The sequence below is a fragment of the Tunturiibacter gelidiferens genome (assembly GCF_013410115.1).
Taxonomy (GTDB): Bacteria; Acidobacteriota; Terriglobia; order Terriglobales; family Acidobacteriaceae; genus Edaphobacter; species Edaphobacter gelidiferens.
This window is the reverse complement of the sequence record NZ_JACCCV010000002.1, coordinates 1,078,717-1,093,063: the sequence shown is the minus strand read 5'-3', so window position 1 is coordinate 1,093,063 and position 14,347 is coordinate 1,078,717. Positions and strand designations below refer to the sequence as shown.

16 protein-coding genes and 5 tRNA genes are annotated in these 14,347 nt (G+C 58.5%); 16 read left to right on the top strand and 5 right to left on the bottom strand.

The window, feature by feature from the left end; translation table 11 throughout:
- Positions 1–86: 86 nt before the first annotated feature.
- From HDF12_RS16605 to HDF12_RS16590, 4 genes are all read right to left on the bottom strand, one after another.
- Positions 87–1,406 (bottom strand): PQQ-dependent sugar dehydrogenase, encoded by a 1,320-nt coding sequence (locus tag HDF12_RS16605; protein WP_179585130.1) that lies wholly within the window; start codon positions 1,404–1,406, stop codon positions 87–89.
- On the bottom strand, positions 1,399–2,094 hold the full coding sequence (locus tag HDF12_RS16600; protein ID WP_179585128.1) for a histidine phosphatase family protein: 696 nt from the start codon (positions 2,092–2,094) through the stop codon (positions 1,399–1,401). Before HDF12_RS16600 ends, HDF12_RS16605 begins: the two co-directional genes overlap by 8 nt.
- Positions 2,091–3,092, bottom strand: a complete 1,002-nt coding sequence (locus tag HDF12_RS16595) for a hypothetical protein (protein ID WP_257025708.1) — start codon at positions 3,090–3,092, stop codon at positions 2,091–2,093. Before HDF12_RS16595 ends, HDF12_RS16600 begins: the two co-directional genes overlap by 4 nt.
- Before the next feature lie 157 nt (positions 3,093–3,249).
- Positions 3,250–4,071 (bottom strand): hypothetical protein, encoded by an 822-nt coding sequence (locus HDF12_RS16590; protein WP_179585124.1) that lies wholly within the window; start codon positions 4,069–4,071, stop codon positions 3,250–3,252.
- A 231-nt stretch (positions 4,072–4,302) separates the two neighbouring features.
- Here HDF12_RS16590 and HDF12_RS16585 point away from each other — a divergent pair.
- The 12 genes from HDF12_RS16585 (at position 4,303) to rplK (ending at position 8,846) form a co-directional block, all read left to right on the top strand.
- Positions 4,303–4,378, top strand: a tRNA-Thr gene (locus HDF12_RS16585).
- Between the two features lie 176 nt (positions 4,379–4,554).
- Positions 4,555–4,641 (top strand) — tRNA-Tyr (locus HDF12_RS16580).
- A 42-nt stretch (positions 4,642–4,683) separates the two neighbouring features.
- Positions 4,684–4,857, top strand: coding sequence for a hypothetical protein (locus HDF12_RS16575; RefSeq protein ID WP_179585122.1), 174 nt, complete (start codon positions 4,684–4,686; stop codon positions 4,855–4,857).
- Between the two features lie 23 nt (positions 4,858–4,880).
- Positions 4,881–4,955 (top strand) — tRNA-Thr (locus HDF12_RS16570).
- Between the two features lie 71 nt (positions 4,956–5,026).
- Positions 5,027–5,101: transfer RNA gene (locus HDF12_RS16565), tRNA-Gly, on the top strand.
- Between the two features lie 47 nt (positions 5,102–5,148).
- Positions 5,149–5,466: a hypothetical protein gene (locus tag HDF12_RS16560; RefSeq protein WP_306458036.1), complete on the top strand. Its 318-nt coding sequence runs from the start codon at positions 5,149–5,151 to the stop codon at positions 5,464–5,466.
- A 106-nt stretch (positions 5,467–5,572) separates the two neighbouring features.
- A complete protein-coding gene (gene tuf, locus HDF12_RS16555) occupies positions 5,573–6,760 on the top strand; it encodes an elongation factor Tu (protein ID WP_179585119.1) in 1,188 nt (395 codons plus the stop codon).
- Positions 6,761–7,043: 283 nt separating this feature from the next.
- Positions 7,044–7,193 carry a 50S ribosomal protein L33 gene (gene rpmG, locus HDF12_RS16550; RefSeq protein WP_158943905.1) on the top strand — a complete coding sequence of 50 codons (150 nt, stop codon included), beginning with the start codon at positions 7,044–7,046 and terminating at the stop codon, positions 7,191–7,193.
- 49 nt (positions 7,194–7,242) lie between these two features.
- Positions 7,243–7,318: transfer RNA gene (locus HDF12_RS16545), tRNA-Trp, on the top strand.
- A gap of 66 nt (positions 7,319–7,384) precedes the next feature.
- The gene (gene secE, locus HDF12_RS16540; protein WP_179585117.1) at positions 7,385–7,645 is read left to right on the top strand and encodes a preprotein translocase subunit SecE; all 261 of its coding nucleotides are present in this window, start codon (positions 7,385–7,387) and stop codon (positions 7,643–7,645) included.
- A 42-nt stretch (positions 7,646–7,687) separates the two neighbouring features.
- A complete protein-coding gene (gene nusG, locus HDF12_RS16535; RefSeq protein ID WP_179585115.1) occupies positions 7,688–8,326 on the top strand; it encodes a transcription termination/antitermination protein NusG in 639 nt (212 codons plus the stop codon).
- An 85-nt stretch (positions 8,327–8,411) separates the two neighbouring features.
- Complete coding sequence (gene rplK, locus HDF12_RS16530) at positions 8,412–8,846, top strand: 50S ribosomal protein L11 (RefSeq protein ID WP_179585113.1); 435 nt, start codon at positions 8,412–8,414, stop codon at positions 8,844–8,846.
- 136 nt (positions 8,847–8,982) lie between these two features.
- On the opposite strand, the gene HDF12_RS16525 is transcribed toward rplK, so the two are convergent.
- Complete coding sequence (locus HDF12_RS16525; protein ID WP_179585111.1) at positions 8,983–10,080, bottom strand: SPL family radical SAM protein; 1,098 nt, start codon at positions 10,078–10,080, stop codon at positions 8,983–8,985.
- Between the two features lie 177 nt (positions 10,081–10,257).
- On the opposite strand from HDF12_RS16525, the gene HDF12_RS16520 reads away from it, so the two are divergent.
- From HDF12_RS16520 to rplL, 4 genes are all read left to right on the top strand, one after another.
- A complete protein-coding gene (locus HDF12_RS16520) occupies positions 10,258–11,592 on the top strand; it encodes a hypothetical protein (RefSeq protein WP_179585109.1) in 1,335 nt (444 codons plus the stop codon).
- 111 nt (positions 11,593–11,703) lie between these two features.
- Positions 11,704–12,414 (top strand): 50S ribosomal protein L1, encoded by a 711-nt coding sequence (gene rplA / locus HDF12_RS16515; RefSeq protein ID WP_179585107.1) that lies wholly within the window; start codon positions 11,704–11,706, stop codon positions 12,412–12,414.
- A 77-nt stretch (positions 12,415–12,491) separates the two neighbouring features.
- Positions 12,492–13,262, top strand: a complete 771-nt coding sequence (gene rplJ, locus HDF12_RS16510) for a 50S ribosomal protein L10 (RefSeq protein ID WP_179585105.1) — start codon at positions 12,492–12,494, stop codon at positions 13,260–13,262.
- 137 nt (positions 13,263–13,399) lie between these two features.
- Positions 13,400–13,774 carry a 50S ribosomal protein L7/L12 gene (rplL, locus tag HDF12_RS16505; RefSeq protein WP_179585103.1) on the top strand — a complete coding sequence of 125 codons (375 nt, stop codon included), beginning with the start codon at positions 13,400–13,402 and terminating at the stop codon, positions 13,772–13,774.
- Positions 13,775–14,347 lie beyond the last annotated feature (573 nt).

Below are 14,347 nucleotides of genomic sequence, written 5' to 3'. Positions count from 1 at the left end.
CAACAGCTCAGAGATCCCTACAAAACAAGAACGGCCGAAGATCTCGGCCGTTCTTATCATTTTGAGGCTGTAGGCTTGAGACGGTCCTATTTCCCGGTGTAGCTGACGTGCCAGATCGTCTTTGACCCATCGTCCGTGACGAAGAGCGAACCGTCCTTGGCCACGGTGACGCCGACAGGACGGCCCCAGACCTTGCCGTCAGGGGTGACGAATCCGGTCAGGAAGTCCTCGTACTCGCCGGTCGCCTGGCCGTCGTGCATAGGGATGCGGATGACCTCGTAGCCGGAGCGGTGCGCGCGGTTCCAGGAGCCGTGTTCGGCTGCGAAGCCGTCGCCACCGTAGGAGGAGGGGAACTGCTTGCCGGTGTAGAAGGTCATTTCGAGCGACGCAAAGTGCGACTGCAGGAGGACGTCCGGGGTGATGACCTTGTTCTTCAGCTCCGGGTGCGTGCCCACCAGACGCGGGTCCTGATGGCCGCCCATGTAGTACCAGGGCCAGCCGTAGAAGCCGTCCTCCTTCACGCTGGTGATGTAGTCGGGGACGAGGTTGTCGCCGAGCCGGTCACGCTCGTTGGTGGAGCACCAGAGCTGCCCGGTCGTCGGGTTGATGGCCTCGCCGACGCAGTTGCGAATGCCGCTCGCGAAGATCTTCACGAACTTGCCTTCAGGAGAAAACTCAAGGACATCGGCGCGGTGGAACTCGTTGGGGTGCGTGTCCGGATCGTCAGCGTTAGAGGCCGAACCGACGGAGATGAACATCCGCTTGCCGTCCTGCGAGAAGGCTACGTCGCGGGTCCAGTGGCCGCCGCCGCGGAGCTGCGCGTAGCCTGGAAGTACCGGCACAATCACCTCAGGCGCAGCACTCGCCTTCATGTCGCCGTCTTTGTAGGCAAAGCGGACGACGCTGGTGGTGTTGGCGACGTAGACCCACTTCGGGTGCTCTCCCAGCGGATAGAAGGCGATGCCGAACGGGTGGTCGAGCCCTGTTGCGAAGACCTCGGTGGTGGTTGCTTTGCCGTCGGCTCCGACGCCGCGCAGCACCTTCACCTGACCAGCTTTGCTGTCGGCGAGAAAGAGATCTCCGTTCGGTGCGGTGCGGATCAGGCGCGGCTCGGTGAAGCCCTGCGCGTACATCTCGACCTTGAAGCCTGCTGGTGCGACAGGCCATGCGCCCTCGGGCCGCGGAACGACGCTCGGGCCATTGTCGACGGACTCGTCGGGCTTCGGCTCGGGCAGGTCGGCAAGTGTGATCTTGCGGCGGACCCCGGGGTGCTCTTGCGTGTAGTCGGCGAAGGCTGCCTGCCCGGTGATGACTGCGCCAGATTGCGCGAACGCGGAGGACGGCAGTATCGACACCATGGAGGCAAGAGCCAGGACTCGAAGAACGGAGGGAGTAGAGCTATGCATGAGACGTTTCTCCTTGGAGCGTGAAAGCGGTTAGATGCTGCTGCCCGATCATTCGAAGTTGATTGTTGACCACCTCGAGTTCGACTGCATCGAGGTTTTCTATAAAGTTGACGAAATGAAAGCGCCGAAAGTTTGACATCAGCTGCTGATCGGTCGCATTGGGGAAGAGTAAGAGAATGCGAATGGCCTGCATGAAGAAGCCGTGGGTAAAGACGGCGATGCATCCCTTTGATTTCAATTGGGCAAGTCGTTTGATTACGTTGCGGGCGCGGCTGACAAAATCGCTGAATGATTCAGCGCCGGCTCCGTCGGAGTAGGACGGGTCGTCTCGCTCCCAGAACCCTAGAATGTGCGGCATCTGCTGCTCTTCGCTCGTTCCGTTGTGTTTTGCAGGGTTTAGATAATGGAATTCCTGGATCGGCCACTCTTCAATTGGCACCCCGGGATAGCGTTGTCGCAGCGGGACCGAGGTCTGCTGAGCACGGAGATAAGGCGAGATGAGAAACAGCGTCGGTTCGCAGGAGAAGCCGTCGGCGAAGGCCTTTGCCTGGGCGTGACCGAGTTCCGTCAGGGGATTGGTGATGTGGTCGGGCGGTATGCCGCCTGCATTCGCGACGCTCTGGCCGTGGCGAATGAGCAGGATACGGGTGGGCGGGTGCGTAGCAACGTCAGTCGTCTCGGTCGTCATGGCTGAAGATCGGTGTTGGGCGCTGCGAGTTGCTTGACGAGTTCAAGCGGGATGTTCGCCGTTAGAACGGCACGATCTTTATGCTGTTCGATCTTCGTCGAGTCGGTCAACTCGCGGAATGCGGCATCGGTAGTGGGGTGAGGCTGGATCTGTGCCTGTGCCTGTTGCACGGACTTCATGAGCGTGAGCAGCGACGCGAGAGTCTCCGTTGCGCGGGCCGCTTCAGCATCGGTGGTGGCGATCTGTTCGATGCGCAGGTGAATCGTGCCTAGATAGCGCAGGCTGGCGACGAAGGTAGTGTCCTCCGGCAGGGGGAGTTGCAATCCGAAGATGCTGATGGAGCCTCGCTCGGAGAACGGTAGACCGATGTGGCCGATCGCCCAGGCGCTCGAAAATGCAGGCACATCGCGGTAGCGCGCAGACAAGAGCGACGAGCCCGAAAACGGCGAGGCCGCGGAGCGATGTCGATCGAGAATGGAGTGAATCTGTTCGGCGGTCGGCATGTTCGAGGCGGCGATGGTGTCGTAACCGAGCTGCGAGATCCGCAGGGGCCGCGTAGCCTTCTCGTCACCGACGCGGATGGTAAAGATATCGTGGTCCGCGTAGCTCTCCGTTGCTGTCGCGATCGAGGCGAGGTAGCGTGCCAGACGAGCACCATCAAAACGGCCCTCGAAGACCTCGGAGTAGCCGACCGGACCGTTCGGACCCGCGGGGTCGTCCATGCGGTGGAGAGCAAAGGCGACGGAGTCGAGATCGCGCTCGGGTACGATGCCGGTTGCGTCGATGAACTGTTGATACTCGGGGGTCCGATCCACGGGCGAACGATCGAAGTGAGTGGCAGCCCGCAACGGCTTCAGGTTGGCGTAGACGATCGCGTCAGACTCGGGGAGCAGTCGCGCGACCTCCGGCGGAGCGGCCTTTCGCAACACCAGCGCGACCACCAGCGCGGCCATCAACGCCAGCATCAGCAACAGAGAGTAGCGTGTGCGCTTATGCATCAGGGACATAGCCGTTCGGGCAAAGTGTCAGCATGGTCAGTACGATTCACGAACTGCAGCGCCTCAAGCAATAAGCATAGCCCATCTTGCGTCATGGCCTTCGGTCGTTGCTCGTTGACGTGCGAGGTGGAAGAAGAGTTCCGAGCTGTTTCGCGGTTTATTCCACGATGGCGAAGGTGTAGATCTTTCCGCCGTTGGTGACGTTGCCTGTGCCAGGTGGCAGAATGCCGAACTCGCCGCCTGCGACGTTGTTTTCCACGGTAAATTCGTAGGTGCGCGGGGCGGTTCGCACCGGCTTGAAGGGGACCTCGTCTCGGTCCGCTCCTCCACTGGAGTGGAAGACGCCGCCAGTAAGGATTCGGAACTCACGGTTGCTGGAGTTGAGGCGGAAGCGAACGAAGGTGTACTCGCTGGCCGCGACGCCCTCCGGCGTGTAGAGCAGAATTTCGATCGGACGCTTCAGCGCGAGTGCCGATTCACGGCCATTGACGCGGCCGTTGCGATCCTGCTTGATGATGCCGTTGGTCACGGTTGACTTGATGAATCCGCCGGACTTGATATGAACGATCTCTGGATCGATCGCGGTCCACCTTCCAGTGCGGTCTTTGTAATAGACACCGATCTCATTGACGTCGGAGAGAACGACAGGCTTTTCGGTCTCCGGCACATTGGTGATCTGCCGTCGACTCTTGTTCATCATTGCGGAGACGACCCGGTCGGAGAGTCCAGCCGTCTTGAGCGCGACCAGGGCGTCAGCGTCGGTGATATATCTCCCAGGCTGTGTGTTGATGGTTTGAATGATCAGGTCATCGCCGAGGCCCGCCTTCACCATCTTCACTACCGAATCGTTGTTCATGACCGCGGACTTGGACGACGATGTTGTCTGGGGGCCTTCAATCAACTGGGGGGCATCGCCTGTGCTCTGCGCCACTACCGGCAAGGTGCTGAAGAGAAGAGAGAGTAGAAGCAAAAAGCGCATGAATTTTGTCCGACCGGGTCCCGGGATTGAAAGAGAAATGCTCGCATAGCCTAGCATAGCGGCGCATTTTGGACGCTCCGCGCGACGGCCTTGTGAGCCGAAGAAATCCGCAGCGAGAGCGCCATTGCTCCGAGGTTCCTGCTATGCTAAAGTTACGTCTGCGGCGCACTCTGCGCGGGCACTGCTGCGCGTTGGGCGGCTGAGCTTACAGAGAGCAAAATTGCTGTTTGGGCTGGCGTAGCTCAGCTGGTAGAGCATCTGATTTGTAATCAGAGGGTCGGGGGTTCAAGTCCCTTCGCCAGCTCCAGTTTCAAGCAGCGGGAAAAGAAAGATGGTTTTGGTTGAACTGCTTGCCGTTCTGGCTTTGCAGGCCTCCTGGTCATTCCTTCAAGGGTAGATACCCGCCCGATTCGGGGTTTAGAATCGAAGTGTGGGCTTGAGAGATTGAGATGAGGGCTGCGCGCTGGGGTTCAAGCGGGATGTGCACAGGTGGCCGAGTGGTTAATGGCAGCAGACTGTAAATCTGCCACTCTTCGAGTTACGGAGGTTCGAATCCTCCCCTGTGCACCACTTATTTGCAGGGCGGTTTGGTTGCAGGAGTTGGTGAGTGTTGTGGATCTAAGCCCGGCAGGCAGCGGAAGGATGGTGATTGCGCTGGTTGTGCTGGGATTGCTGGCGGTAGCTGTCTGGCAGACGATGGAGCCGGGCAAGTACCAGCAGCTTACTTGGATCCTGTTAGGTTTTTTTGCCTTCCGTGTCATACTCGGACGGCTGCGTTCGCGGTAAGATTGGTTGGTTGGTTTTTATAGGCTGGCGTAGCTCAGTGGTAGAGCACTCCCTTGGTAAGGGAGAGGTCGAGAGTTCAAGCCTCTCCGTCAGCTCCAGAGATTGATTGCAGGGCAGTTGTCCTTCGATGCCCGTAGCAGGAAGCAAAGGGCTCGGTCCCTGCAGGTTAGCGGGAGTAACTCAGTGGTAGAGTCACAGCCTTCCAAGCTGTTGGTCGCGGGTCCGATTCCCGTCTCCCGCTCCAAAGATTGATAGACGCGGTCAGGTAGTGAGAGATCGCAGGAGAGTGTGTTGAGCAGTCTGTATCAGCAACCCGTACTTACCGTCTCTGATCCCGAGACCTTCAGCAAGGTGAAGTCAGCAGTTGAGGCCTCCTTCTCTTCCAGCAGGGTCGCGGACTTCCTGAAGTCGCTGGAGAGGTCGAAGCTGCGGATTCGCGACTTCGAGACGGTTCTCGGCAAGGGAGACTTGGGAGCCGCCACACAGGCGGAGTACAACAGGCTGGGCAACTCCGACCAGGGCCAGATTCGCGAACTCTATCTCGCCAGCCTGGAGCAGGTTGCACCGGAGCTGCGAGAGAAGTTCTTCAAGCTGTACGCGTACTACTGAGACAAACTTCCGTTCATCAAGTTTAGATTTTCGCTTTTAGTTTTCGTTTGAAGTATTCACCTGAACCCCGGTGCACGCGCCGGCCAACACGAGGAGACGAGCAGTCATGGGCAAGGAAAAGTTTGACCGGTCAAAGCCGCACGTAAACATCGGGACGATCGGGCACATCGATCATGGCAAGACGACGCTGACGGCGGCGATTACGAAGGTGCTTTCGAAGCACAACCCGAACAACAAGTTTCGTTCGTTCGACACGATCGACAACGCTCCTGAGGAGCGCGAGCGCGGTATCACGATTGCCACCTCGCACGTGGAGTACGAGACCCCGAACCGGCATTACGCGCACGTCGACTGCCCGGGTCACGCGGACTACATCAAGAACATGATCACCGGAGCAGCGCAGATGGATGGCGCGATCCTGGTGGTGGCAGCGACCGACGGCCCGATGCCCCAGACCAAGGAGCACGTGCTGCTGGCGCGTCAGGTTGGCGTTCCCTTCATCGTGGTGTTCCTGAACAAGTGCGATGCGGTTGAGGACGAAGAGCTGATCGAGCTGGTGGAGATGGAGGTTCGCGAGCTGTTGTCGAAGTACGACTACCCTGGCGATGACACTCCGATCATCCGCGGCTCCGCGTTGGGCGCGCTGAATGGCGAAGCCCAGTGGGAGGCGAAGATCGACGAGCTGATGGCGGCGGTGGACAAGTACATTCCGCAGCCTGAGCGTGCGGTCGACCAGCCGTTCCTGATGCCGATCGAAGATATCTTTTCGATCTCGGGCCGTGGCACTGTGGTGACGGGCCGTATCGAGCGCGGCAAGGTGACGGTTGGCGAGGACTGCGAGATCGTGGGCTTCCGCGAGACCCGCAAGACGGTCTGCACCGGCGTTGAGATGTTCAAGAAGCAGCTGGACGAGGGTCTGGCGGGCGATAACGCGGGGCTTCTGCTGCGCGGTATTGCGAAGGAAGATGTGGAGCGCGGGATGGTGTTGGCCAAGCCTGGTTCGATCAAGCCCCACACCGACTTCAAGGGCGAGGTCTACGTGTTATCGAAGGAAGAGGGCGGACGTCACACTCCGTTCTTCAACGGCTACCGTCCCCAGTTCTACTTCCGTACCACGGACGTGACGGGTTCGGCGAAGCTTCCTGCGGGCACTGAGATGTGCATGCCCGGCGACAACATTCAGCTGGAGATCACGCTGCATACGCCCGTGGCGATGGAGAAGGGTCTGCGCTTCGCCATTCGCGAAGGCGGACGCACCGTCGGAGCCGGCACCATCAGCGAGATCATCAAGTAGAGATTCGAACGATAGACGGCAGGAAGAATCCTGCCGTCTATCGTTTAGTGGTTTTGTTGCTTCATGGTTTTATTCGGCAGCCATCGTTCTGGCAGTTCGGTTCCATGGCTTTCCTGAAACACTGTTTTAAGAGATAATTTACGAGGACGAGCGTGGCCTGACCGCTTTTCTTCCGTCTCACAATCAGGATTTGGTTGCAGGGGCCATTGCCCTGTGTCGCGGCGTGTCACTACGCTGCTTGCCAGCCGAGGTGGCTGGCCACGTTAGAAGGAGATTTTTCATTATGCGCGAGATCATTACTCTTCAGTGCCCGGATTGCAAGAACCGGAACTACTCCACGACGAAGAACAAGAAGACGACCACCGGTCGCCTCGAGTTCTCGAAATTCTGCAACACCTGCCGGAAGCACACGGACCACAAGGAAACGAAGTAGTCTCCAGCCGGATTCTGGGGTGAGGCGCAGGTCTCACTCCGCACAACCTGGGGGAGTAAGCTCAACGGTTAAACTGTCGGTCTCCAAAACCGAACTTCTCGGTTCGAATCCGAGCTCCCCCGCCAGTTTGCCCGGTCCCTCAAGTCCGGGAACAGACACCACAACGCACCACGAAGATTGAGGCAGTTACTATGGCCAAGACAATAGCGGTAACCGAACAGCCCAGCACCGGATTGCAGCAGTTGAAGTCGCAGCCAGCCCGTCTCGGCGAGTTCCTCAAGGACGTTCGCAGCGAGATGCGCAAGGTGATCTCGCCTTCGCGCGCCGAGGTTCAGTCGACTACGATCGTCGTGCTTGTGACCGTCTTCATCTTCGCCGCGTACTTCTGGCTGGTGGACAACATCATCGGCCGGGCGATCGAAGCCCTGTTGCACCGGCTAACCCAGCACTAAAAAGATTTGATTCCGAGCAAGAGCGGTAGAGAGAAGTACACGATGCGTGAAAAAGGCACAACGATGGCGGCAGAAGAGCAAAATCCGGAAGAGCAGAATCCTCAGGGAGAACCCTCTGAGCAGCTCGCTCCACCGGTCAATGAGAACTTCAAGTGGTACATCATTCACGCCTACTCGGGCTTTGAGCGCAAGGTGCGCGAGTCGCTCGAGAGCCGTATCACCGCCTTCGGTCTGCAGAACCGCATCGGCCGCATCATGATCCCGACCGAGCCGGTCACCGAGCTGCGCAACGGCAAGAAGTACACCATCGAGCGCGTCTTCCTGCCTGGCTATGTTCTGGTCGAGATGGATCTGGACAACGACCTGTGGCACGTCATCAAGAACACACCGCGCGTCACCGGCTTCCTCGGAACCGGCGACAACCCGGTTGCGCTCTCCGAGCAGGAGGTAAGCTCCATCCTCTTCCGCACCGAGACCGCAGGCAACAAGCCGACTATGAAGGTCAAGTACGAAAAGGGCGAGCAGGTCCGCATCAACGAAGGCCCCTTCGCCAACTTCACCGGTGCGGTCGACGATATCAACGAGGACAAGCAGACCCTCAAGGTAATGGTCAGCATCTTTGGCCGCTCCACTCCGGTCGAGATCGAGTTCTCCAAGGTCGACAAGGTCGTCGACGAGTAGTTCAAGAGTTTTGAAATAACATTAAGCAGCAGGCGTTTGGATATAACAACGCCCGCCGCTGGAAGAGTAAAGAGGATTTACCCGAATGGCACCGAAGAAGATCACTGGATACGTCAAGCTTCAGATTATGGCCGGCAAGGCCACCCCTGCACCTCCGGTCGGCCCCGCGCTCGGTCAGGCTCAGGTCAACATCATGGAGTTCTGCAAGCAGTTCAACGAGCGCACCAAGGCGCCTGACATGGCCGGACTCACCATCCCCGTCGTCATCAGCGTCTACGCAGACCGCACCTTCAGCTTCATCACCAAGACCCCTCCGGCTCCGGTGCTCCTGCTCAAGGCCGCGGGCATCGAGAAGGGCTCGGGCACTCCGAACAAGGAGAAGAAGGGCAAGGTGACAGAGAAGCAGATCATCGCCATCGCCACCCAGAAGATGCCGGACATGAACGCGACCACCGTCGAGGCCGCAGCGAAGACCATTCGCGGCACTGCCCGTTCGATGGGCATTGAAGTCGTAGGCTAACTCACGGCTGTTCGCACCGACTAAGTTTTCTACAATCGAGGACGCAAGGAATCATCACCGATGTTGTCTGTCGACGATGACCTCCGGGCGTCCTCTCTCGTCGTTAACTGTGCCCGGGCCTTAGCCTTCTCGTGGACTACGCAAATAGTCTTTGTTGCCTCGCTGTTGTTGCCACACTCCGAGTCGGTCTTTTGCCTCCGCCCTCTTCGTTTCGAGTGAGCAGGGCGTCGCTCGATCGCTTCCCTAGGCCGTACCGTCGGCACGCGCTGTCGACCATCCTTGCGAGACGCTCGCGATACTCTCTTCCGGCGAAGTCAGCTGTAGCGAAGCGCTTGGCATAGTCGGCCTGTAGGGCAGGGAAGTGCTCACGAACGAAGCTCAGGTAAGTAGGACGTGAGCACGGCTTGAGGAAGAGTGGATGGGCGGCGAAGAAACTCGCTCCGACTGCAGCTGCGCGACGAGCCATACCGTCCAGCGCCTCTTCGTTATCGGTAATGCCGGGCAGCAGCGGCGAGCCGAAGACTCCTGCGACGATCCCAGCCTCTCGCAACCGCTTCACCGCCTGAAAGCGTAGATCAGGCCGGGGCGCTCGTGGCTCCAGCAGACGCGCCAGCGCTGCATCTGGTGTCGTAATCGTCACGTGCACCACCAGGGTATTGCGGCGAGCAACTTGTACCAGCAGATCGATATCTCGTTCGATTAGCCGCGACTTGGTCACAATGCCAAGGCGGTACCCTTCCTTTCGCGCAAACACTTCGAGCAGGCTGCGCGTGATTCTCGCTCGCCGCTCGATCGGCTGGTAGGGATCGGTGGCGGTGCCGAGTGCCACCTCGTCCGCCGGGTCGATCTTCTTCAACTCCTGCTCCAGCAGCCATGCGGCGTTCTGCTTCAGAAAGATCATTCGCTCGAACGCTAGAGGGTCTCTCATATCTATCGCGTTGTTCGTGACCTCCGCGCTCGTCTCCGCCGGTACCTTCGGAGCCATGAACTCATGCGTATACCGTGCATAGCAGTACTTGCAGCCGAACTCGCATCCCCGGTACGGATTGATGCTGTAGGCCAGCGACAGCTGCCTCTTCGACACCGATTTATTCAGGATGCTTCGCACCTTCAACATCTTGAATTCGATCAGGTGGCCATCGTCGGCGTGCTCCGCTTCAGCCGCCAGCCGGGCGATGCCGGTAGGTTGCTGCGGCAGAATTGGGAAGAGAGTTGCGCCTAGTTTATTCGCCATTTGTTCGCCTTCCGGAAAACTAATATATCCCGGGCCTCACGCCTCGTCAAAGCGTGTTCTCCCACAGCCTTTCGAGGCCAGACGAAAGAGAGCGATTACTGGGGCGATATTCATCTTGCGGAAGATTGGAATGTTTGTAAAATCCCGCATATGCTAGGCATCCAGGCATGGCGGAGGATGAAGTACATTCTTCTGTTCGCGCTCGTGTTTTTTTTGTCGTATCGGGCTCGTCACGCCCAGATCGACGACGCTCTGATCTACGCGCGTTACATCAACAACGCGCTCTCGGGCGACGGGTTTGTCTTCAATGTCGGAGAGAAGGTGAATGGGCTCACCTCCCCTCTGTTCTGCTACCTCCTGTTCGCTGTCTCATGGATACTTCACGGCAACATTATTCTCGCGTCGGTTCTCATCTCCGCCACATTTCTGTTCCTCGCAAGTGTCCTTGCCGAGCGCATGGTCCCGTTTGCCGGCTTTCTGATAGCTAGCGTCGGATATTTTTATGTTCAGGTGGGCATGGAGACCGCGTTGTTCCTCTTCATGCTGATACTTACGGTTACGCTTTGCCGGGAGGAAATATACAACTGGCTGCCTTCGGTACTGGCGCTTTTAGTGCTCACACGATTCGAAGGCGGCATGATGCTTCTGGTGGTTTGCGCGCATCTTTTTCGCCGTCGACGCTGGCCAGCGTTATCGTCTTTTCTTCCGGCTCTGGCGATTGCGGCCGGTTTTCTCCTGCTGAACTATCGTGTCTACGGTCAGATCCTTCCCTCCTCAACCACCGCGAAGATCGGACAAGGTCTATCGGGCGCCCTGGGACCATGGCCAACGGCCTTCTTCGGAATGGCGTGGCAATTGGATAAGGACTTCAAACCGACGATCTATTTCGTGTTGGCGGTGGTGGCACTTACCTTCGTGGGGGTCAAACGTCTGCGGGGAACGGCTCTGAATGAAACGGTCTTACCCTTCTGCGCGCTGCTCCTCGCGTTCTACGTGCTATTGAATGTACCGGGGTATCGCTGGTACTTCGCACCGTTTATCTTCTTTGGCCTGGTCTATGGAGCCGAGGGCATCCCTCGGAACCGAGTTGGATATTCCATTGCGGCTGTCGTTCTAGCTGCCGTCGCCCTTACAAATGCCTTCGTGGTGCAGAGATTCAACGAAACGCCCGAAACCGACTACCGAGTATTGGCGGAGTGGCTGAACCGGAATACTCCTCAGGAGGCAACGATCGAAGCCGTGGAGACTGGGCGACTCGGCTACTACTGCAGCCATCGATATATCTACGATGTGATGGGCCTGACGACGCCCAAGAACGCCGACCACGTGACTCACGGAGATTGGGTCTCCTGGGTCGCTGAAGATAAACCGGACTATATCGTGATGCATTCACCGGCACTCAAATGGGAGAAGGCGGCACTCAAAGATCCTGCCTACGAGGCGACTCCATTTCTCTATCGCGGGGTGTACGTTTTGCGGAGGAAACCAGCCCAACAGGCGGCCAATCCTTGACGTGGGGCCGCGTTTCCGGCATACTCATAAGAGTGCCTCAATGTCCAATTGAGGCCAGTCGAGAACCACGCCCGGAGGGAACAGCTCCAGAGGGGTGGGAGACGAGGGAAAATGGCAAGGAAGCTCTCTAAGAATCTAGTAAAGGCGCGTGCGCTCGTTGAGCCCCGTCCTTATCTGTTGGCGGACGCTGTTCCGCTCCTGCAAAAAGCAAAGTATGCAAAGTTCGACGAGACCGTCGATCTGACCATGCGTCTTGGCGTCGATCCCCGCCACGCGGACCAGATGGTTCGCGGTACTGTGGTCCTCCCACACGGCCTGGGCAAGTCCAAGATTGTCGCCGTGATCACCTCGGGCGATCGCATCAAGGAAGCAGAGGCCGCTGGCGCTGAGTTCTTCGGTGGCGAGGAACTGGTTGAAAAGATTCAGAAAGAAGGCTGGACGGCCTTCGACGCTCTGATCGCGACCCCCGACATGATGCGTTCGGTCGGACGTCTCGGCAAGGTGCTCGGCCCCAAGGGTCTGATGCCCAACCCGAAGACGGGTACGGTCACCACTGACGTTGCCGCCGCGGTCAAGGAGATCAAGGCCGGTAAGATCGAGTTCCGCACCGACAAGACTGCGCTCGTTCACGTTCCAGTTGGCAAGCTCTCGTTCGATCCGCAGAAGCTGGTCGATAACGCGATGACCGTCATTACGAGCGTCGTCAAGGCTAAGCCGTCGGCCGCCAAGGGCAAGTACATCAAGGGTGTCACGCTGAGCTCGTCGATGGGCCCCGGAATCCAGCTCGACTACGCCGCTGCCGAACTGGCAGGCAAGGCCTAATCAATTTAGTTAGCACGAAACCCCCTCTGGCCGCGGAAGCGAGGAGCGGGGCAAGCGAAAGCGAAGAGGATTCAGTCATGGCATTGTCCAGAGCATCAAAGACGGAGAAGGTGAAGCAGCTCGCAACCGAGCTCGAGCACTCGACCTCCGCTATCATCGGCACCTTCAAGGGCCTCACAGCCGCGAAGGACTTCGAGCTGCGTAAGACGGTTCGCGCCGCCGGCGGAAACTACCACGTTGTCAAGAACAAGCTGGCTGCACGCGCCAGCGAAGGCACCAAGATCGAGTCGGCGCTGCAGGGCCTCAAGGGCGTATCGGCTGTTGCTTACACCTCGGGCGACCCCGTCGCTCTGGCCAAGGCACTTTCGACCTGGGTCAAGGACAACGCAGAGTTTACCTTCAAGCTCGGCATCGTCGACGGCAAGGTGATCGACGTTCGCGAGATCGGCGATCTCGCCACCATGCCGGGCAAGGAAGAGCTCTTCTCGAAGCTCCTCTTCCTCATTCAGTCGCCCGCGCAGCGTCTGGCCACCGTCATCAACGCCACAGGCCGCGATCTCGCGGTTGTCATCAACCAGGGCGTCGAAAAGGGCAAGTTTGCTGGCGCAGCCGCTCCGGCAGCCGCAGTCGAAGCTCCGAAGGCTGAAGCCAAGGTTGAAGAGACCCCTGTCGCAACCGCAGCAGCTGCTGAGGCTACTGTCGTTGAGGCTCCCGCAGCTGAAGGTCAGCTCGTCGCCGAGGCACACGCCGTTGAAGCTCCGGCCGCCGATGCAACCGCTGAGCAGCCTGAGAACTCCACCGCATCGCAGGGTGGGGAAGCCGCAACCACGGACCCGGTCGAAGGCTAAACAAGTTTCGCCTGGTCTTCCCGGGGGCGCTGGTCTGGGCGCAACGGAAACCCTGGAAGGCATAGGCAGCCGAAGCGCAGTCAGGCTTTGGTAGAGCAATAAGCACCACAAAGTTCAGTTCTAATTGGAGAAATAACATGGCAGACATCCAGCAGTTGGAAGATTCAATCGTTAGCCTCAGCCTCCTCGAGGCTTCGGCTCTGGTCAAGAAGCTCGAAGAGCGTCTCGGCGTTTCGGCAGCAGCAGCAGTTGCAGCCCCGGCAGCAGGCGGTGGCGCAGCGGCAGCGGCTCCGGTCGAAGAGAAGACCGAATTCACCGTCATCCTCAAGGATGCCGGCGCGAATAAGATCAACACCATCAAGGCTGTACGCGAAGTCACCGCTCTTGGGCTGAAGGAAGCCAAGGATCTGGTCGATGCCGCTCCCAAGCCCTTGAAGGAGAACATTTCGAAGGATGACGCAGCTGCCATCGCCAAGAAGTTCGAAGGCGTTGCCACCATCGAAATCAAGTAGTTAACTGCCAGCTTGCACGATAAGGCGGAACGCGATATTCTTGACGTTAGAGAAAATTCGTTCCGCCTTGACGTGCTCGTAGGCGGCCAGCTGTATCCAGAAAAAACTTCGTTGTACCCGGATCATCCTGTCTTCACAGGTTAAGGAACCGGCCACTATACGCTTCGAGCGGCGGATGCGCATAGTGCAATAAGAAACATGCGAGCGGCACAACTTTGGGGTAGGCGAACCTCAATGGCGGCAGGCATTAACACCACTTATATAGAAACAGTGCACAAGTCGACCTTTGCGCTCATGGGGCATGCTGTCCCCGCGAGCGCTTTGCCGTGTTTATCGGCATTGTCTCCACTATAGGAGCCAACAGTACGCTGCACGCGTTCTTTATAGCAGCTTCGAACGCCGGCAGGTAGTAAAAGTTTCAAGATTTATCCGCGCCGCGGACCATTACGGCAAGACATTTTGCGCACGGGACTCGCTGCCATCGAGGACAGCAAGACCCGAAGATCTTAAAGACTGCGCGATCAGAACCAAACCCGGAGGGCCTGACCGATGCCCTCCCCTAACGAGTGAAGC